The following is a 24563-nucleotide window of genomic DNA, read 5'->3' as shown; positions in this document are numbered from 1 at the left end:
GCAATTCGATCTGGTCCGTCATCTCATGCTCGCTCAGCACCAAGGCGGCCAGCGGCGCCGGGGCCCGGCTCCCGGCGCCGCCGTCCCCCGCGGCGTCAGAACTTGTAGACGACGCCGCCGCCCACCAGCCACGGATCGATATTGGCGCGCCCGGTGACTGGAATCGCGTTGTTGACAGTTGCCGAGTAATCCGGCCGCAGCCACAGCTTCTTGACGTCGACGTTGAGGCCCCAGTGGCGGTCGAGCATGTAGTCGAAGCCGAACTGAACCGCGGCGCCGACCTGGTTGCTGATGTGCAGATCCGTCACCGCAAGACCGCCGACCGGCGTGTTGGCCGCGGACTGGTTGAAGAACACGGTGTAGTTGATGCCGGCACCGATATACGGCTTGAACGCGCCGAGCCCGGTGAAGTGATATTGCAGGGTCAGCGTCGGCGGCAACAGCCAGGCCTTACCGATGTCGAGCCCGTTGAGCGCCCCGGTACCGCTGATGTGATGCCTGGTCGCACCGAGGATGAGTTCGGCGGCGATGTTCGGGGTGAAGAAATAGGTGATGTCGAGCTCCGGGATGACCTGGTCGCTGATCGAGAGCCCCGAATTCGGTGACGACAGGCCCGGAACGCCAAAGACGTTAACCGAGCTGCCGCCCGCATCCGGCAACACGCCGAGTGCGCGCAGACGGATCATCCAGGGGTTGAAGGTCTCCACCGGCGGCGGTGCCTTCGCCTTGTAGACCGGCGTCGCCGCCAGATCCGCAGCCTGCGCCGACATGGCAGCCCCACCGAACGCCGCCGCAAGCACGAGCGACGCCGTCAAAATTGTTCTTGTCCTCATTAAATTCCCCATCGCCAAGTCTTCCCATCGCCAAGTCCGCGCGGAAAGTCGCGCGTTGCCTCTCTCAGACCAGAAGCGGGACGGTGAAGGATTTGATGCGGATCAAATCAGACGAGACATGGCGTGATTGAGTCACACCGTTGCAAAAGTATCACGGCAAACGGCGTTGCGATTCAGTCGCAGCGGTAACGCGCTGCCACTTCGCTCGAAAACGCTCTGGCAAAGCACTATCCGAGCGCGATTTCTTCCGTCACCTCGTGCTTGAGCCCGACGGCGTCGATCGTCAGCGTCATTTTCGCCGTCAGCTTCTCGTTGCCCTTGAGGCGGCCGGCTTCGATGGCGTCGCGTACGGCCTTTTCGATCTCGCGCTGGGAGGTGATGCCGACGCGCTTCAGGAATCGGCGCAGGCTTTCGTTGAAGACGTCCTCGTTCATGACGTTCCTCCTCTGCTTATGGCCTCACCGGATTGTTGAGCATGTATTCGCCGAGATTGCGCTGACGACGGTCGGCGCGCGCTTCGGCGTTCTGCCGCTGGACGTCGCGGTCCTTGCGGCAGGCGACGTATTCGGGCGAGCCCTGCTGGACGTTGTTGGCGCGGCAGAACGCGTCGTCGTCACCCGCGGCATCGGCCAGCGGCGCCGTCCTCCGCTCGAGGCAGCCGACGAGCAGTGGCGCGACTAGGAACAGGGCGATATGGGCTCGGGCGAAGTAACGTCGCATACGTGGTTTCCCTCTTTCGTCATTGCCGTGCGCCCGTCCCCGACCTGATCGGGGATGACCCGGCAATCCATCGAAAAGATGGCGGCTTCTCTGATCTTGATGGATGCCCGGGTCAAGCCCGGGCATGACGATCCAACCGTCACACCCTTCCCTTCAGCGCGGCGCCGATCTCGTCGAGCACCTTGGGGTCCTCGATCGTGGCCGGCATGGTCCAGCTCTCGCCATCGGCGATCTTCTTGATGGTGCCGCGGAGGATCTTGCCGGAGCGCGTCTTCGGCAGGCGGCCGACCGTGATCGCGAGCTTGAAGGCGGCGACCGGGCCGAGCTTTTCGCGCACCAATGCCACGATCTCCTTCTCGATCTCGGCGGGCGGGCGGCTGACGCCGGCCTTCAGCACCAGGAAACCGCAGGGCACTTCGCCCTTGATCGCATCCTTGACGCCGAGCACGGCGCATTCGGCGACATCGGGATGCGATGCGAGGATTTCCTCCATGCCGCCGGTGGAGAGGCGGTGACCGGCAACATTGATGATGTCGTCGGTGCGCCCCATCACCCAGACATAGCCGTCCTCATCCTTGTAGCCGGCGTCCGACGTTTTGTAATAGCCGGGGAATTCGGAGAGGTAGGCTTCCTTGAAGCGCTCATCCTGCTGCCACAGCGTCGGCAGGCAGGCGGGCGGCATCGGCAGCTTGATCACGATCGAGCCCATGGTGCCCGCGGGCATCGGCCTTGCGGCTTCATCGACCACATCGACCTGATAGCCCGGCATCGGCACCGTCGGCGAGCCATGCTTGACCGGCAGCATGCCGAGCCCCACCGGATTGCCGGCAATGCACCAGCCGGTCTCGGTCTGCCACCAATGGTCGACCACCGGTACCTTCAATTGTGCCTCCGCCCATTCCACCGTCGGCGGATCGGCGCGCTCGCCGGCGAGGAAGAGCGTGCGGAAGTTTGCGAGATCATATTGTCGGATGAACTTGCCTTCCGGATCCTCCTTGCGGATGGCGCGGAAGGCGGTCGGCGCGGTGAAGAACGCCACCGCCTTGTGCTCGGAGATCACCCGCCAGAACGCGCCGGCATCGGGCGTGCCGATCGGCTTGCCTTCATACATGATCGAGGTCGCGCCATGGAACAGCGGGCCGTAAACGATGTAGCTGTGGCCGACCACCCAGCCGATGTCGGAGCCGCACCACCAGACCTCGCCCGGCTTGACGCCATAGAGGTTGAACATCGACCATTTCAGCGCGACCAGATGCCCGCCATTGTCGCGCACGACGCCCTTCGGGATTCCCGTCGTGCCCGAGGTGTAGAGGATGTAGAGCGGGTCGGTCGCGAGCACCGGGACGCAAGGCGCGGCCTTGCCGGCATCGAGTGCGGCGCAGCTCAGGCTGGACCAGTCGTGATCGCGGCTCGCGGTGAGCTCGCAACCATGCTGCGGGCGCTGCAGGATGATGCAGGCTTCCGGCTTGGCGCTGGCGAGCTTGATCGCCTCGTCGAGCAGCGGCTTGTACTGCACGATGCGGCCGGGCTCGATGCCGCAGCTCGCCGAAAAGATCAGCTTCGGCTTGGCATCGTCGATGCGGCTGGCCAATTCCTTTGCGGCAAAACCGCCGAACACCACGCTGTGCACCGCGCCGATCCGCGCGCAGGCCAGCATCGCCACCACCGCTTCCGGCACCATCGGCATATAGAGGATGACGCGGTCACCCTTGGTCACGCCGAAATCCTGCATGACCGCGGCGAGCGCCTGCACTTCCTTCAGAAGCCCGGCATAGGTGAATTTCGTGATGCTGCCGGTGAGTGGGGAATCGTGGATCAGTGCGACCTGGTCGGCGCGGCCGCCGAGCACGTGGCGATCGAGCGCGTTGTAGCAGGTGTTGACGACGGCGCCGGTGAACCAGCGCCCATAGACGCCGAGCGAGGGATCGAAAATCGTCTTGGCCGGCTCGATCCAATCGATCTCCCGCGCCGCCTCGCTCCAGAAACCATCGGGATCAGCCAGCGAGCGTGCATGGATCTCGTGATAGCGGCTGTTGTGAATGTTCATGGCGTTCCTCCCGGTCTTTCTCCCCGTCATGGCCGGCTCGTCCCGGCCATCCACGCGTTGCTTCCTCAGCCGGGAAGGATGTGGATGCCCGGCACGAGGCCGGGCATGACGCAAGCGGCTATTTCATCGTCTTTGACCGCATTGTCACGGACAGCGGCCACGATTCAAGCCGAAAAGAGCGCTCCATTCAGCCAGCGGCCGCAACTAATACCCGTCGACCCCGTTCAGCTTCTGCAGCCGCCGCTTCATCGCCGTCGGCAGGTCATAGCCGGGACGGCCGAACTGGGCGTTGCGGCGGGCGATGAATTCGTCCTGCTCGCGCTGCAGGGCGCGGGCGGCACGCGGATTCTCGGCCTCGCGGACCGCCCTGGCATTCGCCGCAAAGATCTCGCGGTCGAGGTCGGCGAGATCAGGGTTGGCGCAGATGACCTTCTCCACCGCGCGTCGCGCCTTGGCACAATTGAAACTCGGCTTGCCCGCAACGGCCATCAGCGCGCCGAGGCGCTCCAATTCGAGCGCCAACGACTTGTAGTTGGCGCGCGCCGCGGCGTGACCCGGATTCAGCTTGATCGCCGCGCCGAAATCAGCGAGCGCCTTGGGCCGGTCGCCCTTCTTGCGCCAAAGCTCGCCGCGCGCATTGAAGCTATCGGCGAGCGTCGGATCGAGCCTCAGCACTGCATCGTAATCGGAGATCGCGCGGTCGACCATGTCCTTCCGGGCATAGACCTCACCACGCGCGATCAGCGCCTTGACGCGATCGGGTTTGGCGGTGTTTTCGTTGTCGATCAGCGCCGTGCAGAGATCGACGGCCTTATCGTTATCGTCAGCGCCGGCAGCAGTGAGGCATGGCGCGGGATCGGCCTGCACATCCTTGAGCGGCTCTACGCTGGTTGCAAATGCATGCTGCGCAAGCGCCATGCAAAGGCTCGACGCGACGATGACGCGTCGGATGAAGAGCCAGGATTGCATCGATTGGTCCGGTAGGAATTCTTGATCTCGAGCCAATGGTAGCAAACGACGCACACCCCGCACAGCGGGAGATTTGTCGCGATTTCCGCGCTTGCTCATAGACACGCAAACTCGTGTTAGATTAGCCAATGACTGCCAACAGGAATTTGACGCGTGTCAACCTTCGAATGGACCATCGTCCTGCTGCTCGTCGCCATTCCGCTGTCGGCGGCGGCGCGACGGATCAACGTGCCCTATCCGACCTTCCTTGCGGTCGGCGGCGTGCTCCTGACCTTCCTGCCGTCGGGGCCATCCTGGACATTGGAACCCGGCCTCGCGCTGGCGCTGTTCGTGGCACCTGTGCTGCTCGATGCCGCATTCGATACGTCGCTCCGCGACCTCCGCAACAACTGGTTGCCGGTGTCGATGCTGGTGCTCGCTGCGGTCGGCACCACGACCGCCGCCGTCGCGCTGGTGGCGCATTGGCTGAGGCCGGACATGCCATGGGCCGCGGCGATCGCATTGGGCGCCATCGTCGCTCCGCCGGATGCGGCGGCCGCGGTCGCGATCCTGCGCCAGGTCAAGCTGCCCTATCGGCTGCTGAAGATCCTCGAGGGCGAAAGCCTGCTCAATGATGCCAGCGCGCTGCTGATCTATCGCGTCGCCGTTGGCACTGTGGCGGTCGAACACCTGAAGCTGCGCGAATTTGCGCCGTCGCTCGTGCTGGCGGTGATCGGCAGCCTGATCGCCGGCTATCTCTTCGCCCGGCTTTCGATGCTGCTGACGCGCCGAATCGCTTACGCGCCGAGCGCGATCATCACCCAGTTCGGCGGCACGTTCATGGCGTGGATCATCGCCGAGCGGATCGGCCTGTCCGGCATCCTCACCATCGTCGTCTTCGCCATCACCATGGCGCGTACTGCACCGGCGCGGATGCCGGCGCGGCTGCGCGTGCCGTCCTACGCGGTGTGGGAGACCGTGGTGTTCGTGCTCAACGTGCTCGCCTTCATGCTGATCGGCATGCAGCTCAAGCCGATCTGGGCCGGGCTCGACGAGGTCGTGCGCGTGGAATATTGCATCTTTGCCGCAAGCGTGCTGGCGGCCGTCGTCCTCGCGCGCATCGGCTGGGTGATGAGCTATGGCGCCGTCGTCAGGCGGCTGGCGGCGTGGGGGCTGTTTCATCCCCACCGCGCCGCGCCGCCGCCGACGGTCAAGGGCGGCATCGTCGTTTCCTGGTGCGGCATGCGCGGCATCGTCACGCTGGCGGCCGCCTTTGCATTGCCGGAAGATTTTCCGTATCGCGACCTGATCCTGCTGACCGCCTTTTCGGTGGTATTTGGAACGCTCGTGATTCAGGGCTTGACCCTGCGGCCTTTGATCCTGGCGCTGCGTCTGAAGGACGACGACCCGGTGACGGCCGAGGCAGCGCGCGCCCGCGCCATCGCCTTTCGCGCCGCGCTGGAAGAGATCGACAGCGATCCCTCCGAGGAAGCCGAAATCCTCAGGCTGGAGTACCGCGCGCTCCTGATGCGCGCCGAGACCGATCCAAGCGGCGGCGTCACCTCGAGCGAGCTTCCCGCCGACCCCTTAAGACGCCGCGCGATCAGCGCCGCCCGGCAATCGCTCTTGACGCTGCGTGAATCCGAGGAGATCGGCGATGATGCGTTTCACCTGATCGAGGAAGAACTCGACCGTGCCGAATTGAGCGCGCAGGCGTAACGGGAATTTGTAGGGTGGGCAAAGCGAAGCGTGCCCACCTTTCTTGCACCGAACGTGGATGGTAGGCACGCTTCGCTTTGCCCACCCTACGGCACCACGCGCTAACTCACCTTCAGCGTCACGCCGCCGTCGACGACGAGCTCGATGCCGGTGATATATTTCGATTCATCCGAGGCCAGGAACAGCGCGGCGTTGGCGACGTCCCAGGCGTCGCCCATGTGGCCCATCGGCACCTGCGCGTCGCGAGCGCGCCACATCTCGTCCACATCGCCGGCAGCATAGCTGGCGGCGAGGCCGGCGGAATGCGCCACCATCGGCGTCTTCATCAGACCGGGCAGGATCGCATTCACGCGCACATGGTCGCGCGCGAACTGCACCGCGGTGGTGCGCGTCATCTGGTTCATCGCCGCCTTGGTGGTGGCGTAGGTGACGTAGGAAATGCCGAGATGGCGGATCGAGGCAATCGAGGAGATGTTGATGATCGAGCCGCCGCCCTGCTTCTGCATCACGGGGATCACGTGCTTCATGGCAAGATAGGCGCTCTTGAGGTTGACGGCGAACACGCGGTCCCATTCCGCTTCGCTCACCTCGACGACGCTGCCCATCTCGGCGATGCCGACATTGTTGTCTGTTACGTCGATGCGGCCGTATGTCTTGAGGCATGCCGCGACCATCGCCTCGACGTCGGCCGCACGCGAGACATCCGCGGTGAACGCGGTCGCATTGCCGCCCTCGCCGGTGATGATGCCGGCCGTCTCTTCCGCGGCAGCCGCGTTACGGTCGACACAGAACACGCTGGCACCCTCGCGGGCAAAGGTGACGGCGGTCGCCTTGCCATTGCCCCAGCCCGGCCCGATCGAGCCGGCGCCGACCACCATCGCGATTTTGCCCTTGAGCCGATCCATTGGTTTCTCCCTTGCTATTCGTGTTGTAGCCCGGATGAAGCGAAGCGTAATCCGGGGCCTGGCGCTCCCAAATCACAGCTTCGCTTATCCGGGCTAAGGATTACAGGCCGGCGCGCCAGGCGCCGACCAAGAATGCGGCAGCCGCCAACCTGGAATTCATGAGTATTCCCCTTGCCGGGAAATTGGCCGGACGCGCGCCCGCGGTCAACCCAATCCGGCTGAAGTGCCCGATGCATACGCCGCATGTATCATCCGAAAGTCGCAGGCGCGATGCCCCTTGCAACGCTTCCCCCAAACCAGCATGAATGCGCCGCCCAAGACCCGGCCATCCAGCCGGGCTACAGAGAGCGTACCGGGGGAAGCATGACCACAGAAGGCCGACCGTCAGGCAAATCGTCGCCCAATGACGACGTCGTCGCCATCTCCGAGGAGGCGCTGCAAAAAGCGGAAACCTTCGTTGAGGCTGAGGAAGGCGCGACCAACCGCCTGATGGGCTGGGCGGGACGCATTTCGACCACGATCGCGGTGGTCATGAGCCTGTTCCACCTCTATGCCGCCTACGCGATCGTTCCGACCCAGGAACTTCGCTATACCCATGTCGCCTTCACGCTGGTGCTGAGCTTCCTGCTGTTTCCGCTGGCTACCCGGTTTCGCAACCGCGTACGCTGGTGGGACATCGTGCCGGGCATCGTTGCGGTCGCAACCATCGTCTATGCGCTGTGGGGCGGCGAGGATTTCACCGACCGCGCCACCACGCCCGACCACCTGGATGTCATCGTCGGCATTGTCTTCATCGTGCTGCTACTCGAGGCGACGCGGCGCACGACCGGCCCCATCATGCCCGTGGTGTCGCTGTTCTTCATCGCCTATGCGATGCTCGGTCCGCATTTGCCGGCGCCGTGGACCCACCGCGGCTACGACCTGTCCCGCCTGGTCGGCCATCTCTTCATCACCCTGGAAGGCATTTTCGGCGTCGCGGTCGATGTGTCGGCCACGCTGATCATCCTGTTCACCATCTACGGCGCATTCCTGCAGCAATCCGGCGCCGGGAAATTCTTCATCGACTTCTCGCTGGCGCTGATGGGCGGCAAGCCGAACAGCGCAGGACGGACGGTCGTGCTGTCGTCGTTCCTGCTCGGCGGCCCCTCGGGTTCCGGCGTCGCCACCACCGTGATGATCGGCACCGTGGCCTATCCGATGCTGGCCAAAGCGGGCTTTGAGAAAAACGCCGCCGGCGGATTGCTGGCGGCCGGTGGCCTCGGCGCGATCCTGTCGCCGCCGGTGCTGGGCGCGGCCGCCTTCCTGATCGCCGAATTTCTCAAGATCAGCTATCTCGACGTGATCTGGATGGCGACCATCCCGACCTGCCTTTACTACATGTCGCTGCTGTTCATGGTCGAACTGGACGCCCGCAAATTCGGTGCCAAGGACGTCAACTTCAAGCCGGAGATGACGCTCGGCCAGATGACCAAGCGCTACGGCTTTCACTTCGTCTCATTGGCCGCCGTGGTCGTGTTCATGATCATCGGCTATTCGCCGTCACTGTCGGTGTTCTACGCCGTCGTGGTCACCTTCGCGTTGAGCTTCCTGCGGAAGGAAACGGCGCTGGTACCCTCGAAGCTGGTGAAGGCGCTGGCCGACGGCTCGATCGGCGCGCTCAATGCCGCGACCACCTGTGCATGCGCCGGCATCGTCGTCGGCATCGTGACGCTGACGGGTCTCGGCCTGAAATTCTCGTCGATCGTGATCAGCTATGCCGGCGGCAGTCTCCTGCTGACCGCGATCTATACCTCGCTGATCGTCTGGATCATCGGCCTCGCGGTGCCGGTGACCGCCTCCTACATCATCTGCGCCGTGATCGCAGCGCCGGCACTGATCAAGCTCGGCGTACCCGATTACGCCGCGCACATGTTCATCTTCTACTACGCCGTGCTGTCGGAGGTGTCGCCGCCAACAGCGCTCTCGCCGTTCGCGGCTGCCGCCATCACCGGCGGCGATCCCTACCGCACGACGCTGCAATCGTGGAAATACACGCTGCCCGCCTTCCTGGTGCCGTTCGTGTTCGTGCTTGATCCACAGGGCGTCGGTCTCCTGCTGGCGATTCCCAAAGGCGGCTCGTGGGTCGATATCCTCGAAATCACGATCAAGGCGACCATCGGGCTACTCGCGCTTGCCGCGTTTGCCCAGAACTGGGCACTGCGACAAACTACGCCGATCGAACGCGGCCTGCTTCTGCTATCCGGATTGCTCTTGGTGTTTCCGAGTCTGATCGAGGCGATCGTCGAATGGATGATCGGCCGCGATATCAGCTACACCTACGTGCCGGGCCTGATCATTGGCCTCGGCGTGCTGCTGTGGCAGGCGAGAACACCGACGCCGAAGGAACCGGCGCTTACGATTTAATCAGGGAGTGACAGGATGAAGAAACTGAAAAAGACCGTGGCGATACTGGCTGTGACGATCTCGGCCGGTCTCGCCTTTGCCGGCATCGTCCATGCGCAGCAGAAGATCATGTCGATCGGCACCGGCGGCACCGGTGGCGTGTACTATCCGCTCGGCGGCGCGGTCGCCAACGTGCTCTCGAAGAACCTTCCGAACGTGCAGGCCACCGCCGAGGTCACCGGCGGCTCGGTCGACAATCTCAAGCTGATCGGCACCGGGCAGAGCGAAATGGGCTTCACCATGGCCGATGCCGCGCTCGACGCGCTGCAGGGCCAGGACAAGTTCAAGAACAGCAAGGTGCCGCTGCAGGCCCTCCTCGTCGTCTATCCGAACCGCATGCATGTGGTGACCGTCGAAGGGACCGGCATCCAGTCCATGGCGGATCTCAAGGGCAAGCGCGTTTCGACGGGTTCGCCCGGCAGCGCCACCGAAGTGATGGCATTCCGTGTCATCGAAGCCGCCGGCCTCGACAAGGACAAGGACATGAAGCGCGAGCGGCTCGGCGTTGCCGAATCCGTCAACGCCATCAAGGACCGCAAGATCGATGCCTTCTTCTGGGTCGGCGGCATTCCGACCGCGGCGGTGACCGATCTGGCGGCGACCCCCGGCATCAAGATGAAACTGATCGACCATGGCGACCTGGCCGAGAAGATGAACGCCAAATACGGCAAGCTCTATTCGCCTAGCACGATCAAGGCGGGCGCGTATCCGGGCTATGACAAGGACAACTCCATCACGGAGGTCTGGAATCTCATTGTCACCGGCGACAAGATGAGCAACGACGATGCCTATACGATCGTCAAGACGCTGGTGGAAAAGAAGGCCGATATCGTCGCCGTGCACAAGGAAGCCGAAAGCTTCTCGCTCGACAACCAGCGGCAGGATCGCTCCCCGATCCCGTTCCATCCCGGCGCGCTGAAGTATTTCAAGGAAAAGGGCATCGGCGGCTAGCTTTTTTGACGCGTTTTCTGCGCAGATAAGTCTACGCAATCTGCGTAAACTTGATTGCTATACGAACCGGCATCCACTTCGCTCGAAAACGCTATAACGCGCCCTAACCAGAATTCCTGACCACCCGCCGAGCGGCGCCATCGTGCGCCGCTCGGTTTTTCGGCGCCTACCCTTCCGCATCGCTCAAGGACTTTCAAATGCCCTCTTCGACCGTCGCTTCGTCAAATCTCAGCCGCCGCTCTCTGCTGCGTGGCACCGCCGCGCTTGCCGGCACATCGCTGCTGCCGCACCTGGCGCGCGCCGCCGAATGGCCGACGCGGCCGGTCAAGCTCCTGGTGCCGTTTGCCGCCGGCGGAACCACCGACATCCTGGCCCGCGTGGTCGCGGCCAAGGTCTCGGAGGAGTTCGGCCAGCAGTTCATCGTCGAGAACAAGACCGGCGCGGGCGGCAACATCGCGGCCGACGCCGTCGCCAAGGCCGATCCTGACGGCTACACCTTCCTCGTGGGCACGCCGGGCACGCATGCGATCAATCCGTTCGTGTTCGGGAACATGCCGTTCGATCCGCTGAAGGATATCGCGCCGGTCATCATCATCGCGCGGGTGCCCAATCTCTGCTCGGTCACCAATTCGCTGCCGGTGAAGTCGGTCGCCGAACTGATCGACTACGCCAAGTCGAAGCGCGGCGAATTGTTCTACGGCACGCCCGGGCTCGGCAGCACCGCCCATGTCTCGACCGAGCTGTTCCGCTCGATGACGGGCGTCGAGATCACGCATGTGCCGTACAAGGGCAGCGCACCGGCATTGACCGACCTGATCGCCGGCCGCGTGCATCTGATGATCGACAACCTCCCCGCCGCGCAGCCCTTCGCCGAAGCCGGACAGATCCGTCCGCTTGCGGTATCTACTTCCAAGCGCTGGCCGCTATTGCCTGACCTTCCGACAATCGCGGAAGCGGGCGTGCCCGGCTACGAGGCCGCTTCCTGGTTTACGATCGCGGCTCCTGCGAAGACGCCGAAGGAGATCATCGACCGCCTCAACGCGAGCGTCGCCAAATTCCTCAAGACCGAGGACGGGATTGCGCGCCTGCGCAAGCTCGGCGCCGAACCCGTCGGCGGCTCAGCCGAAGACATGCAGGCTTACGTGCTGGCGGAGACCGAGAAATGGGGCAAGGTCGCCAAATTCGCGGGCATCAAGCCGGAGTGACGATAGCGACGCCGAGCGGATATGAGACGCCCGATGTGCCCCCGGCCGGGAAATGGACCGGACGGGGCGCGTCGGCCAACCCATCCAAACGACGCATAGAGCCGAGCGCCAATACGCACGTCAGTTTGGTCATTGGCAACGATCGTGTTCCCTGCTTAATTTTCCCTGCGCGAAACCGGCCCGCCAGTGGCCGGCGCAACCGGGAGAACGCCAATGCCTGCTTACCGCGCCGTCGGACTATCTTTGGGAGCTGCAGTCCTGCTCTGCAATCTCGCCTTCAATCCTGTCCATGCGAAACCCTTCATGATCGTCGGTCTCGACGAGAAGCTATTATGGGATGACGATGGAAAACCGATCCTGTCGGCGCCCGGCAAGGACCAGGTTCTCATCCTCGACCTCGCCAATCCCGAAAATCCCAAGACTGTCGCCTCCCTGCCGCTGAAGAATTCGGTGGTGGGACCGCCGGTCAATCTCGACATCGACCCGACCGGCTCGATCGCTCTCGTCGCCGATTCGGTCGATGTGACCAAGGACGGCGATGCGCTGAAGCAGGTGCCGGACAACAAGGTCTATGTCATCGATCTCAAGGCCAACCCGCCGAAGCTGGCGGCGACTGTTACCGTCGGCAAGCAGCCCTCGGGGCTCAGCATCAGCCCGGACGGCAAGATGGCGTTGGTCGCCAATCGCGGCGACAATTCCGTCAGCGTGCTCTCGATCAATGGGAGCGACGTCAAGGTCACCGATACGATTGCGTTGCCCGACAGCGTCGCCCATGTGGCGTTCACGCCGGACGGCAAGCGGGCGCTTGCTGTCCGCTTCCCCGCACACAAGGTTTCGGTGCTCGATATTGCCGGAGACAAGGTCACCTACAACAAGGTCGATCTGCCGACGGGCCAATGGCCATACAATGTTGCGGTGACGCCAAATGGCAAACTCGCACTGACGTCCGACAATGGCGGCGCCGGCTCATCCGATGGCAGCGTCGACACCACGAGCGTGATCGATCTCGAAGCCAATCCGCCGCGCATCATCGATCGTGTGGTGGTCGGCGACGGTCCCGAGGGCTTTGCGATTTCGCCGAAGGGAGATCTCGCTGTCGCCGCCATTTTGCGCGGCTCCAACATGAAGAACGCGTACTACTATCACAAGAACGGCAGCCTCACGGTGCTGAAGATCGACGGCAAGAAGGTGACCAAGACTCAGGACATCGAGGTCGGTGGCTTGCCCGAGGCGGTCGCGTTCACGCCGGATGGCAAGTACGTCCTCGCCGGAAATTACCTGACCCAGGATTTCTCGATCCTGAAAGTCGATGGTGGGAAGGTTAGCGACACCGGCAAACGCTTCAAGGTGCCGGGTCACCCGGCTTCGGCGCGCATGGGGCACTAAGGTCGGCATCGAGCCGGAGGGACGATAGGAGCAGCATCGATCACGTGAATGCTATTCTCAAAACGGGAATCGATCACCGCGACAACGATAAACAACCACAGACATTAACGCGTGCTGCCGCCGCGAAACGACGCGGCGGCGCACCATTGCAATCGCCTCGCGAGCAGTTCGGACCGAATGGCGTCGGAGCACGGCATTTGCGGCCGGCGATGGCCTCATCTGCTTCGATTTTTAATTACAATTTTAGCTTCATTTGTCTCTTTAACCCTACCTTAGCATTCATGGGGATTTGCAGGGAGAGTCCTCAAATTTCCAGATTAAGGCCGCCACTGAGATGTACGAGTCAAATCGACATCGCGGGAGAGGGCGGGCATGCATCACATCAACCCCAAGGAATACGCACGACCCGGCTGGTTCGGTCATCGCAAATTGACGCCGCGGGCTTGCGTCGCAGATAGCAAGAAGCACCTTCGTACCTTTCTTTCTGATGCTCTCGAGGATCTCGGGTTCATCACCTCGGAGTGCGGCGAGGCCACCGAACTGGATGGCGCGCTGGACGCGCATCGGCCCGACCTGCTTGTGCTCGGTGTCTCCGTCAACGGGATCGAGGTCGGCAGGATTCTGGAGGTTCTCGTCAGGAAGAATTTCGCCGGCAAGGTTCTCGTCATCGGCCCGCCCGAGTCGATTATGGTAAAAGCGGTCAGGCAAATTGGCGAAGAATACGGCGTAGCCATGCTGCCACCGCTGGCGACGCCGTTCGGCGCAGGAACGCTGCGCGACAGCGTCGCGATGCTGCTGCCACAGGAGCCCGCGCCGAGCCCCGCGGTCGATGTGGCAGAGGCGCTCAAAGCCGGTTGGCTCGAATTGTGGTACCAGCAGAGGATCAACCTGCGCACGCTGGTGCCCGCGGGCGCAGAAGCTCTGGTCAGGATGCGGCATCCGGCCTGGGGCGTGGTGCCGCCGGCCTATTTCATTCCCGATGAGAGCGATCCGCATTTCCATGCGCTGTCCGAATTCGTGGTCGGTCGCGCCATCGAGGACTGGCACTATCTGCTGGAGCAGAAAGGACCGGTAGACCTCTCGATCAACCTGCCGGTGTCGTTCCTGAGGGATCCGCAAGCCGTGCGCGAACTATGCCGTCGCGTGCCGCAGCACCCCGCCTTCGGCGGCCTGCTGCTCGAGATGGGAAGCGCCGAGGTGATCGAGAACCTGGACCTCGTGATCGAGGTGGCGCGGCAGGTGCGGTTCCACAACATCGCAATATCGGTCGACCAGGTCGGCACCGAGTGGCCGTCGCTGATGGGGCTGAAGAGCTTTCCCTTCGTCGAACTGAAGATCGATCATCAATTCGTCACCGGCGCCGCCGACGACCGGCTGAAGCAGACCGTGTGCAAACATGTCGTCGAGCTCGCCCACGACCATGGCGCGCGGGCGCTTGCCCAGGGCGTCGAGACCCGCGCCGACTTCCTCACCGCCCATGCGGTAGGCTTCGACCTGGTGCAGGGCTATCTGTTCGGCAAGCCGATGGGGGTGAAGAAATTCGCCCGCTCGCGGCCTTCCCCGGCTGCGAGCGCTGAATCGAAATCGTGACGTTCTCTGCGACGGCCCAGAGGCTCACTGGAACGTCATGTCGATGCATTTCGAGATATCCGAGCCGAGGCCGGAGGAGATGGTGATGCAGCCGCGCACTTTCTGCACGTTGTTGTCACTGGCCCAGACGGAATAACCGCCGGGACCGAAGAACGAGTTGGTGTTCGGCGGTTCGGTTTCGGTGGCGTCGAAGGAGTAATTGCCATCGGTGTCGAAGATGCGCGGCCGCTTGGTGCAACCGCCATCGGCCTGCACGTTGATGACCTCCTTGTTGTCACGCGTCAGCGCCAGCGAGACCTGGCAGCGGAAGTATTCCGAGGTCTTGGTGTTGAACAGATAGGCGTAGGACTTGCAGGTCGCGGTGTTGAGCTTGCCGGCGGACAATCCCCGGCTGCAGGCGATGCGTTGGTTGTTGGAGAGCTTGAATTCGTCGGCATAAGCCGCGGTGGCCATCGTCATGAGCGAGAGCGCAATACCGAAACCGATATTCATGCCGGGGGTCATTCGAATCATCCCTATCAAACTTTTCGCAATCATGCGTTTGTAGATGGAAACGGCAACATAGTCGCGAAGCAGGAAATCACAAACCCGCAGGATGCACGCGATGCCGCACGACGACTTCCGTCGTATTGACGGAATAATGGCGTTCGTGATTTGTTCAAGACAAGGGCGCCGGTTTCGGCAGCGACGACTGGGGAGGATGATCATGACTCGATTTCAGGCCAAGACTTTTTTGACGACGACCTTTTTGATGGCGACCTTTTTGATGGCAGCGGCGCTGACGACGCTGGCCGCTCCCGCACTCGCACAGGATGCATCGCCCGCGCCCTGGGAGCTGAAGTCCGACATGGGCTACGCCTATGGCAAGGACGGCTCGACCCTCGCCTACAAGATGGGGACCAACAATGCCGGCCTGCTGCTCAAGGGCGCGAAGAAGGTGCCGAGAGGCACGTTGTTCTTCGTCGGCCAGAACGGCCAGCTCTACATGCGCTCCGGCCCCTATCTCGAGGGCGACGGCAAGTTCATGTTCGGATCGAACTAGGCGGCGATGCCGCTGTAGCCTGTAGGGTGGGCAAAGCGCAGCGTGCCCACCATCCACGGTCGGTGCAAGAAAGGTGGGCACGCTGCGCTTTGCCCACCCTACGGCCCGCGGACGCTAAAACACCGACGCCAATTCCTTGGCGCCGGGCTTGTTGCTGTTGAAATCCATCCGCTCATCGGTGACCGCGAGCAGCTTTGCCACCGTGTTGTGGCGGATCGCGACCGGGTTGCGCTCGTAGCCGCCGCGCTGGAAGAAGTTCGACGTCGGCACCCTCTCGCGCATCGCTTGCGGCATCGTGACCATGTCGTAGCCGGTGCCGTCGCCGGTCAGATTCATCATCTCGAGCTCGGCCGCGGTCAGCGGGCGGGTGTAGCCCTTGGTCCGAGCGAAGACGACCGATGTCAGCAGCTTGTGGGTCTGCAGCATCGGGCCGACGTCGACATCGAGCACCATGGAATGGACCGCCCAGCCCTGCGGCGTGCTCGCGAGCCGCTCATGCGCCGACCAGTCGTCCGGCACCGTGCGTGCGAACGCGACCATCTTCTTCAGCACCGCGAGCTTGTGATCCATCGCCTTGCGCGCGGGACCGGACAGCGTGGCGGCCTTTTGGGTCAGCACCTTGATGAACTCAGGGCCCTGCTGGGCGATCAACTCGACGGTGTTGGTGGTGAGCAACTGATTGTAGCCGATTGCGGTCGAGATCGCCCTTGTGCCCGGACCGCGGTAGCCCGACTGCATATCGTGATTGCCGCTGCCGCCGGTTTCAAACGAATAGACCCGCACCGCCTGCTCGCGCGTCAAGCCGGCCGCGAGCGCGTAGCGGGCGTAGGCGCGCTTGAACTCGATCTCGGTGGCCGGCCGTTGCGGCGTGAACTGAAACTGCTCGGCGGCAGCCTTCAGGAAATCGGCGACGACAGGAATGGTCCTGCGTGGACGCGACGGTTCCTCTTCTTCCGGTTCCGGATTCACCGGCCGTTTCGGCCCGGTATAGACCGGCGGCTGGTCGAGCACATAATCATCGAGCGCGATCGCCTGCCGCTCGCGCCGCTTGGCGTTGCGGGTGCGGCGCTTCTCGGCGATCGCGCTCCAGTAGGCGCCCGCTTCCTCGTCGAAGGCGGCGCGCGCTTCCTGATATTCCCGCAGCTTGCGGCGATATTCGGCGACTGCCTGCGGCGTCGCGGCCTGCGCCATCGCATCCGCAGTGGATGCCGAAAGGCTGGCAGCCTCGACCGCCACGGCCTCCGGCGCGCTCGCGAACAGCGCGAGCGCGACCAATCCGGGGAAACAGCGAATCAATGGCAGGCGCATCGCTCTCTTGTAGCAAGGACTCCTGCAAAGTCACCCTATCACTCCGGCTCGACGCCGCTGGCCTTCACGAGCTGCGCCCACTTCTTTTCGTCCTTGTCGATGAAGTCGGTGTAATCCTCTGGCGAACCCGGCGTGATCTCGGTGCCATCAGAGCCCAATTGCCGCTTCACCTCGTCCGAGGCGAGCGCATCGCGCAGCACCTTGTTGAGCTTGTCGATGATCGGCCGTGGCGTGCCGGCCGGCGCGGCGAGGCCGTAATAGAGCGAGGCGTCGAACCCGGGAACACCGGCCTCGGCGATCGTCGGCACGTCGGGCAGGAGATCGGAGCGGGTCGAACTCGTCACCGCGAGCGCGCGCAATGTCCCCGCGCTGACATTGGCGTGGGAGGCCGGGATCGGCGCAAATGCCATCGGAATGTGCCCGCCAATGAGGTCGACCAGCGCAGGGCCCGTCCCCTTGTAGGGAACATGCACGAGCGAGATGCCGGCGCTGCGCGCGAAATATTCGCCGGTGATGTGGCTGGCGGTACCGGCGCCGGCCGACCCGAAACTGATCTTGCCGGGATTTTGTTTGGCGTAGGCGATCAGCTCGGCGACGTTCTTGGCCGGGAACGACGGATGCACGACCAGCGAATTCGGCGCATTGCCGATCATGCCGATCGGCGCGAAATCTTTCCGCGGATCGTAGCCCGCCTTCTTGTAGAGCGACGGGCCGATCGCGAGCGTCCCGGTATAGCCGAGCACCAGCGTGTAGCCATCGGGATCGCTCTTGGCGACCGCCTTGGTGCCGACCGTGCCGCCAGCGCCGGGACGGTTGTCGATCACGATCTTCTCGCCGAGCAGCTCGCTCATTTTCTCGGCGATGCCGCGGCCGACGATGGAGGTGCTGCCGCCGGGCGCGAAGGGGATGACGAGCGTGATCGGCCGGTTCGGATAATCCTGGGCCTGCGCGGTGTGAAATGCCGCGCCGACAGCAAGTGCGGCGATGACGGCGCAAAGTCGTTTCTTCCAGGACAGCATGTCCGAACGCCTCCCCTGACGTTTGTTGTTATGGCGGCATTGTCACTCAAATGAGTGGCATCAGCAACCAGACTTCTGATGGCTGAGCCGCCCGTCATTGCGAGCGGAGCGAAGCAATCCATCGCGCCACTCGTGGAGATGTGGATTGCTTCGTCGCTGCGCTCCTCGCAATGACGGCTGAGTGCTGCCTACTTCCAGGCGAAGACCGGCTGTTCGAGATCGGCGACGCGGGTGTCGCGGCCGGCCAGCACTTCGCGGAACTGATAGATCAAGGCGGCCGTCGGCGCGTGGATGTGCTGGCCGGCGTGGCGGAAGCGGATCACGCGCCTGACACTTTCGGGAATGGTGGTGAAGCTGAACGCATCCTCCGCCTCGATCGCCTGCAGCGTGATGCGATGGACCGAGGCGACCTCGTCCGGGTTGGGCGCGATCGGCGCCCGGGTCGAGACCCACACCACGATCGGTGTGATGAGATAGCCCGAGCGGGTCGGATAATCGTCGAGCACGCCGAGCACATCAGCATCATCGACGCGGAGGCCGAGCTCTTCGTGCAGCTCGCGGAGCGCCGTTTCCGCCTGGGTCTCGCCAGGGTCGCAGCGTCCGCCGGGCAGCGCCCATTGCGCGCTGTGGCTGCGCAAACTGGCCGCACGGCGGGTGAGCAGGAATGCGGTCTCCTCGCCCTCGCCTCTTGTGAGCGCGATTGCGACCGCCGCACGTTTGAGCAGCAGCGCGCTGTCATCCGGCAGGCGCGTGAATGCCATACAGAGCTCTGCGATATTCCGCCGGGTGGCATCGTCAAATGTGCGGGCCATTGACCTTGACTACAACAGTCCCGCGTTCGATGAAATGACCTGATATCACGACTCTATCACGCCTTGCCGGACGGAAAGCATCACATGACGAAACCGCCTGCGGAAAAGCTCAAATCCGACGGCTGGAAGATCGTCGATACATCCGGTTTCCTGCATCTGGTCGGACCGCTGTGGCAGCGCCTCGTCGGCGACGAGCATGAATATGCATTGATCACCGAGGACAAGCATCACAATCGCCGTGGCCTGGTACAAGGCGGCGTGATCATGACCTTCGCCGACCGCACCTGCGGCATGACCGCCCGCTACGTCTCGGGCAAGCCGACGCTGGCGACCGTGCAGCTCGACACGCATTTTGTGGAGGCCGGCAAGATCGGCGAAACCTTGATCTCAAAGCCGCGCGTGGTGCGGTCGACCAGGAGCCTGATCTTCATCACCACGGAAGTGACCGTCGACAGACGCTGCATCGCCATGGCGAACGGCGTGTTCAAGATATTGAAGAGCGAGTAGGCTTAACATCCGGGTTCGGAGGAGCAGACGATGCAGTACCGTCAACTCGGCCGCAGCGGCCTGAAGATTTCGCCGATCTGCCTGGGCACCATGATGTTCGGCGGCCCGACCGATGAGGCAACGTCGGCGCGGATGATCGCAAAGGCGCGCGAAGCCGGCGTCAACTTCATCGACACTGCCGATGCCTACAACGCCGGAAACTCCGAGCAGGTGGTGGGCCGCGCGATATCCAACAACAGGCAGAACTGGATCCTCGCCACCAAGCTCGCCAATCAGATCGGTGACGATCCCAATTTTGGTGGGCTGTCGCGACGCTGGGTGCTGCAGGCGACGGAGGCGAGCCTGAAGCGGCTCGGCACCGACTACATCGACATCTACTACCTGCACAAGGAAGACCACACGACGCCGCTGGACGAGACCGTGCGCGCGATCGGCGACCTGATCAGGCAGGGCAAGGTGCGCTATTTCGGCGTCTCGAACTACCGCGCCTGGCGCCTCGCCGAGATCTGCAACATCTGCGACCGGCTCGGCCTCGACCGCCCGATCGTGAGCCAGCCCTATTACAACGCGATGAACCGCATGCCCGAGATCGAGCATCTCCCGGCCTGCGGCTATTATGGCCTCGGGGTGGTGCCCTATAGCCCACTCGCCCGCGGCGTCCTGACCGGCAAATATCGCCCCGATGCTACCCCCGACAAGGACAGCCGCGCCGGCCGCAGCGACAAGCGCATGATGCAGACCGAGTGGCGGCCGGAATCCTTGAGGCTTGCGCAGGAGATCAAGCAATATGCCGAGGCCCGCGGCATCACCGCCGCGCAGTTCGCGGTCGCCTGGGTGCTGAATTCATCCTTCGTCTCCGCCGTGATCGCCGGTCCTCGCAACGAAGCGCAATGGGACGACTACGTTCGCGCGCTCGACTATCGCTTCACCGCCGAAGACGAGGCGCTGATCGATGGGCTTGTGGTGAGTGGGCATGCTTCCACGCCCGGCTACAACGATCCGGCCTATCCGATCGAGGGCCGGCGGGCGCGGACGGCGGAGCGGTCATAGCCGCGCTCAAGAAATAGGCTGCATACAGTCTTCACCGGCCCCCGCGTCCTAGCGTCGCATCGTCGGGAACGTTCTTGCCAAACCGCTGCGCACGCCTTTGTCTTCCTTCCTAAAAAAGCAGATCTCCAACGATCGCGATCAAAAAAGGGCAGGGAGGAAACCATGACCAAATCCAGCAAGGGCAGTACGTCCAGTCGCCGCCGCTTCCTGAAGGTTGCGGCCGCAGGCGCAGCAGCAAGCGTTGCAGCGCCCACCATCGTCAGCGCGCAGGGTCCGATCAACATGCGCTGGCAAAGCACCTGGCCGGCCAAGGATATTTTCCACGAATACGCGCTCGATTACGCCAAGAAGGTCAACGACATGACCGGCGGCGACCTTAAGATCGAGGTGCTTCCCGCCGGCGCCGTGGTACCGGCCTTCGGCCTGCTCGACGCCGTCTCGAAGGGGACGCTCGACGGCGGCCATGGCGTGCTGGTCTATCACTACGGCAAGCAGACCGCGCTGGCGCTGTGGGGCTCCGGTCCGGGCTACGCGATGGACGCCAACATGCTGCTGGCCTGGCACAAGTATGGCGGCGGCAAGGAGCTGCTCGCCAAGCTCTACGCCTCGATCGGCGCCAATGTCGTCTCCTTCCCGTATGGGCCAATGCCGACCCAACCGCTCGGCTGGTTCAAGAAGCCGATGTCCAAGGTGGAGGACTTCCAGGGCCTGAAATTCCGCACCGTCGGCATTTCCATCGACGTGTTCACCGGCCTTGGCGCCGCCGTCAACGCGCTGCCGGGCGGCGAAATCGTCTCGGCGATGGACCGCGGCCTGCTCGATGCCGCCGAGTTCAACAACGCGACCTCCGACCGCGTGCTCGGCTTCACCGACGTCTCCAAGATCTGCATGCTGCAGAGCTACCATCAGAATGCCGAGCAGTTCGAGATCATGTTCAACAAGGCCAAGTACGACGCCCTGCCGGACAAGATGAAGGCCATCATCTCCAACGCGGTCGACGCGGCCAGCCAGGACATGAGCTGGAAGGCGATCGACCGCTACTCGAAGGACTACGAGGAGATGCAGACCAAGGACAAGGTCAAGTTCTACAAGACGCCGGACTCGATCCTGCAGAAGCAGCTCGAGATCTACGACCAGGTGGTCGAGAAGAAGTCGGCCGAGAACGCGCTGTTCAAGGAGATCGTCGAATCCCAGCTCGCCTTCGCCAAGCGCGCGACGCAGTGGGAGAACGACACGGTGGTCAACCGCCGCATGGCCTACAACCACTATTTTGGTCCGAACGCCAAGAAGAAGACCTGACGGGCGCTGCGCACGACCGAAAGCGTCATCCGGGGGATACCGAACCCCGGATGGCGCTTCCGCTGTCTCTATACCAACCCGATACTTCCGAAAACGGCCGGTAGCGAACGCAGATGAACGCACAGCGTTTCCTGTACATGATCGACGGCATCAGCACCTGGACCGGCAAGGCCGCGGCGTGGCTGGTTGTCGGGCTGATGGGCCTCGTCTGCGCCGAAGTCTTCAAGCGCTACATCCTCAACATGCCGACGGCCTGGATCTTCGACGCCTCCAACATGCTGTACGGCACCCTGTTCATGCTCGCGGGCGCCTACACGCTGGCGCAGAACGCCCATGTCCGCGGCGATTTCCTCTACAGCTCGATGCGGCCGCGCCTGCAGGCCTCCCTCGACCTCGTGCTGTATTTCGCATTCTTCCTGCCGGGCATCGCGGCGCTAGTCTACGCCGGCTGGGACTATGCGCTCGATTCCTGGCGCATCAACGAGCATTCCAACGTGACCGCCGACGGTCCGCCTGTCTACCACTTCAAATTCATGATCCCGCTGGCCGGAGCCTTGGTGCTGCTGCAGGGCGCAGCCGAGATCGCGCGCTGCGTCATGTGCCTCAGGACCGGCGCCTGGCCCGATCGGCTCCGCGATGTCAGCGAGATCGACGTGGTCGAGGAGCAGCTCGCGCATAGCGAATATGTCGATGAAGAATCGCGCAAGGCCGCGATCGCGCATGCGCAGGACATCGAGGAAAGCGCGCGGCAGCGCGGCATGGGCGGGGACCTGCAACGATGAGCGATCCGGCACTCGGGCTGTTGATGCTCGTCCTCATCGTGATCGTCATCATGATGGGCTTCCCGACGGCGTTCACGCTGATGGGCCTCGGCATGTTCTTCGGCTTCTTCGCCTATCACCGCGGCGGCGAGGCCTGGGGCGACAATCACATCTTCGACCTGATGGTCCAGCGCACCTACGGGGCGATGACCAACGACGTCCTGATCTCGATCCCGCTGTTCGTGCTGATGGGCTACGTGATGGAGCGCGGCGCGCTGGTCGACAAGATGTTCTATTCGATTCAGCTCGCGTTCCGCCGCCTGCCCGCTTCGCTTGCGGTGGCTACACTGATCGTGTGTACCTTCTGGGGCATCGCCAGCGGCCTGGTCGGCGCCGTCGTCGTGCTGATGGGCGTCATCGCCTTCAACCCGATGCTGAAGGCCGGCTACGACGTCAAGCTCGCCTCGGGCGTCATCACCGCGGGCGGCACGCTGGGCATCCTGATCCCGCCATCGGTGATGATCATCGTCTATGCGGCGGTCGCCGGGCAGTCGGTGGTGAAGCTCTACGCCGCGGCGATGTTTCCCGGCTTCTTCCTCGCCTTCCTCTATCTGCTCTACGTCGTCGGCTGGGCGCTCTTGAACCCGAAGATTGCGCCGAAGCTTCCCGAAAACGAAACCAAAGTCCCGGTGCGGCCCTGGATCGCCAAGCTGCAGCAGTCTTATTCGCGCAAGATGCTGCCGGCGCTGCTCGCGGCGGTGCTGATGCCCGCAAGGGCCGTCAACGCCAGCGTGGATGGCACCCGCGTCACCTATTCGATGCTGCTGACGAGCCTCGGTCACGCCCTCGTGCCTCTGGTGCTGACGCTGGCGACCCTGTGGACTGCCTGGTGGTACGTCGTGATCCACCAGCAGCCGGATATTCAGCCGCAGCTCCCGGCCGCCGCGCAGCAGCAGCAGCAGCGGGCGCAGGAGACGCTTCAGCCGCTTGGCGCAGGGGCCCAGCCCGCGGAAGACAGCGCGGAAGAGAAACTCGAAGAGCTCGGCGGCGGCGCCAGCCGGTCGGAGGCCGCCACGAAGAACGAGCCGGAAGTGCTGGAGCAGATGGGCAGCGCCGAGCTGCGAGGCAAGACCATCGCGGCACCAGCAGAGCTTGGACCACCGCCGGAGTTCTATACCTATTTCGCGTTTATCGCCGGCATCTGCGGCCTGCTGCTTCTCTACTATTACTGGACCATGGAGGCCGAGCAGTTCGAGGTGCTGCGGCTGTTGATCACCTCGGTGATGCCGCTCGGCATCCTGACGGTGGTCGTGCTGGGCGTGATCCTGTTCGGCATCACGACCGCGACCGAATCGGCGGCGGTGGGTGCGGCCGGTGCCTTCCTGCTCGCATTCCAGGCGCGGACGCTGGACTGGAAGCGCACCAAGGAAGCGGTGTTCCTGACCGCCAAGACCACCTCGATGGTGTGCTGGCTGTTCGTCGGATCGGCGCTGTTCTCAGCGGTGTTCGCGATCCTCGGCGGCCAGGCGCTGCTGGAGAGCTGGGTGCTGTCGCTGAACATGTCGCCGGTCCAGTTCATGATCCTGTCGCAGGCGATCATCTTCATCCTGGGCTGGCCGCTGGAATGGACCGAGATCATCGTGATCTTCGTGCCGATCTTCCTGCCGATGCTGAAGCACTTCAACATCGATCCCGTTCTGTGGGGCGTCCTGGTCTTCGTGAACCTGCAGGCGGCGTTCCTGTCGCCGCCGGTCGCGATGTCGGCGTTCTATCTGAAGGGCGTGGCGCCGAAACACGTCACGCTGAATCAGATCTTCGCCGGCATGATGCCCTACATGCTGATCGTCATCATCTGCATGGTGCTGATGTATATCTGGCCCGGCCTGACGCTGTGGCTGCCGAACTATCTGTACGGCAACTGACAGGTCGGCACGATCTTCTCAGTACTCCTAGAGCATTTTCGGTTCTGATTGAATCAGAACCGAAGCTCTAGATTCTTGTTTTGACGCGTTTTCTTCA

22 protein-coding genes are annotated in these 24563 nt (G+C 63.3%); 12 read left to right on the top strand and 10 right to left on the bottom strand.

Going from position 1 to position 24563, the window contains the following annotated elements; genetic code table 11:
• Positions 1–95 precede the first annotated feature (95 nt).
• From OZ411_RS02255 to OZ411_RS02235, 5 genes are all read right to left on the bottom strand, one after another.
• Positions 96–833 (bottom strand): OmpW family protein, encoded by a 738-nt coding sequence (locus tag OZ411_RS02255; protein WP_282526615.1) that lies wholly within the window; start codon positions 831–833, stop codon positions 96–98.
• A 227-nt stretch (positions 834–1060) separates the two neighbouring features.
• Entirely contained in the window at positions 1061–1267 is a 207-nt protein-coding gene (locus OZ411_RS02250) for a DUF6494 family protein (protein ID WP_130577446.1), read from the bottom strand.
• Positions 1268–1283: 16 nt separating this feature from the next.
• Positions 1284–1553 (bottom strand): hypothetical protein, encoded by a 270-nt coding sequence (locus OZ411_RS02245; RefSeq protein ID WP_130577445.1) that lies wholly within the window; start codon positions 1551–1553, stop codon positions 1284–1286.
• Positions 1554–1692: 139 nt separating this feature from the next.
• Entirely contained in the window at positions 1693–3600 is a 1908-nt protein-coding gene (locus OZ411_RS02240; protein WP_282526614.1) for a propionyl-CoA synthetase, read from the bottom strand.
• A 204-nt stretch (positions 3601–3804) separates the two neighbouring features.
• The gene (locus OZ411_RS02235; RefSeq protein ID WP_282526748.1) at positions 3805–4518 is read right to left on the bottom strand and encodes a hypothetical protein; all 714 of its coding nucleotides are present in this window, start codon (positions 4516–4518) and stop codon (positions 3805–3807) included.
• A gap of 204 nt (positions 4519–4722) precedes the next feature.
• Between OZ411_RS02235 and OZ411_RS02230 the strand changes: the two genes are divergently transcribed.
• Entirely contained in the window at positions 4723–6267 is a 1545-nt protein-coding gene (locus OZ411_RS02230) for a sodium:proton antiporter (protein ID WP_282526613.1), read from the top strand.
• Positions 6268–6368: 101 nt separating this feature from the next.
• Here OZ411_RS02230 and OZ411_RS02225 read toward each other — a convergent pair whose 3' ends face one another.
• Positions 6369–7172 carry a glucose 1-dehydrogenase gene (locus tag OZ411_RS02225; RefSeq protein WP_282526612.1) on the bottom strand — a complete coding sequence of 268 codons (804 nt, stop codon included), beginning with the start codon at positions 7170–7172 and terminating at the stop codon, positions 6369–6371.
• Positions 7173–7535: 363 nt separating this feature from the next.
• On the opposite strand from OZ411_RS02225, the gene OZ411_RS02220 reads away from it, so the two are divergent.
• The 5 genes from OZ411_RS02220 (at position 7536) to OZ411_RS02200 (ending at position 14746) form a co-directional block, all read left to right on the top strand.
• Positions 7536–9575 carry a TRAP transporter fused permease subunit gene (locus tag OZ411_RS02220; RefSeq protein WP_282526611.1) on the top strand — a complete coding sequence of 680 codons (2040 nt, stop codon included), beginning with the start codon at positions 7536–7538 and terminating at the stop codon, positions 9573–9575.
• Between the two features lie 15 nt (positions 9576–9590).
• A complete protein-coding gene (locus tag OZ411_RS02215) occupies positions 9591–10565 on the top strand; it encodes a TAXI family TRAP transporter solute-binding subunit (protein WP_130583497.1) in 975 nt (324 codons plus the stop codon).
• Between the two features lie 197 nt (positions 10566–10762).
• Positions 10763–11770, top strand: a complete 1008-nt coding sequence (locus OZ411_RS02210) for a tripartite tricarboxylate transporter substrate binding protein (RefSeq protein WP_282526610.1) — start codon at positions 10763–10765, stop codon at positions 11768–11770.
• 213 nt (positions 11771–11983) lie between these two features.
• A complete protein-coding gene (locus OZ411_RS02205; protein WP_282526609.1) occupies positions 11984–13156 on the top strand; it encodes a YncE family protein in 1173 nt (390 codons plus the stop codon).
• A 372-nt stretch (positions 13157–13528) separates the two neighbouring features.
• On the top strand, positions 13529–14746 hold the full coding sequence (locus OZ411_RS02200; RefSeq protein WP_130583495.1) for an EAL domain-containing protein: 1218 nt from the start codon (positions 13529–13531) through the stop codon (positions 14744–14746).
• A 24-nt stretch (positions 14747–14770) separates the two neighbouring features.
• Here the strand turns inward: OZ411_RS02200 and OZ411_RS02195 are convergent, their stop codons facing one another.
• Positions 14771–15250 carry a hypothetical protein gene (locus OZ411_RS02195; protein ID WP_028168237.1) on the bottom strand — a complete coding sequence of 160 codons (480 nt, stop codon included), beginning with the start codon at positions 15248–15250 and terminating at the stop codon, positions 14771–14773.
• A gap of 247 nt (positions 15251–15497) precedes the next feature.
• On the opposite strand from OZ411_RS02195, the gene OZ411_RS02190 reads away from it, so the two are divergent.
• Positions 15498–15788 (top strand): hypothetical protein, encoded by a 291-nt coding sequence (locus tag OZ411_RS02190; RefSeq protein ID WP_130583494.1) that lies wholly within the window; start codon positions 15498–15500, stop codon positions 15786–15788.
• Positions 15789–15902: 114 nt separating this feature from the next.
• On the opposite strand, the gene OZ411_RS02185 is transcribed toward OZ411_RS02190, so the two are convergent.
• From OZ411_RS02185 to OZ411_RS02175, 3 genes are all read right to left on the bottom strand, one after another.
• The gene (locus OZ411_RS02185) at positions 15903–17096 is read right to left on the bottom strand and encodes a hypothetical protein (RefSeq protein WP_282526608.1); all 1194 of its coding nucleotides are present in this window, start codon (positions 17094–17096) and stop codon (positions 15903–15905) included.
• 38 nt (positions 17097–17134) lie between these two features.
• The gene (locus tag OZ411_RS02180; RefSeq protein ID WP_282526607.1) at positions 17135–18115 is read right to left on the bottom strand and encodes a tripartite tricarboxylate transporter substrate binding protein; all 981 of its coding nucleotides are present in this window, start codon (positions 18113–18115) and stop codon (positions 17135–17137) included.
• A gap of 188 nt (positions 18116–18303) precedes the next feature.
• On the bottom strand, positions 18304–18927 hold the full coding sequence (locus tag OZ411_RS02175; RefSeq protein WP_282526606.1) for a CoA pyrophosphatase: 624 nt from the start codon (positions 18925–18927) through the stop codon (positions 18304–18306).
• Between the two features lie 84 nt (positions 18928–19011).
• Here OZ411_RS02175 and OZ411_RS02170 point away from each other — a divergent pair, with 84 nt between their 5' ends.
• The 5 genes from OZ411_RS02170 (at position 19012) to OZ411_RS02150 (ending at position 24466) form a co-directional block, all read left to right on the top strand.
• Positions 19012–19434 (top strand): PaaI family thioesterase, encoded by a 423-nt coding sequence (locus OZ411_RS02170; protein WP_130582742.1) that lies wholly within the window; start codon positions 19012–19014, stop codon positions 19432–19434.
• Between the two features lie 30 nt (positions 19435–19464).
• On the top strand, positions 19465–20484 hold the full coding sequence (locus OZ411_RS02165) for an aldo/keto reductase (RefSeq protein WP_282526605.1): 1020 nt from the start codon (positions 19465–19467) through the stop codon (positions 20482–20484).
• A gap of 162 nt (positions 20485–20646) precedes the next feature.
• Positions 20647–21783, top strand: coding sequence for a TRAP transporter substrate-binding protein (locus OZ411_RS02160; protein ID WP_282526604.1), 1137 nt, complete (start codon positions 20647–20649; stop codon positions 21781–21783).
• 113 nt (positions 21784–21896) lie between these two features.
• Positions 21897–22565, top strand: a complete 669-nt coding sequence (locus tag OZ411_RS02155) for a TRAP transporter small permease subunit (RefSeq protein ID WP_282526603.1) — start codon at positions 21897–21899, stop codon at positions 22563–22565.
• Positions 22562–24466: a TRAP transporter large permease subunit gene (locus OZ411_RS02150; protein WP_282526602.1), complete on the top strand. Its 1905-nt coding sequence runs from the start codon at positions 22562–22564 to the stop codon at positions 24464–24466. The genes OZ411_RS02155 and OZ411_RS02150 overlap by 4 nt, the downstream gene beginning before the upstream one ends.
• Positions 24467–24563 lie beyond the last annotated feature (97 nt).

The organism is Bradyrhizobium sp. Arg237L, assembly GCF_029990105.1.
Classification (GTDB): Bacteria; Pseudomonadota; Alphaproteobacteria; order Rhizobiales; family Xanthobacteraceae; genus Bradyrhizobium.
The sequence above is the reverse complement of the archived record's forward strand: the minus strand, read 5'-3'. Positions and strand labels throughout refer to the sequence as shown.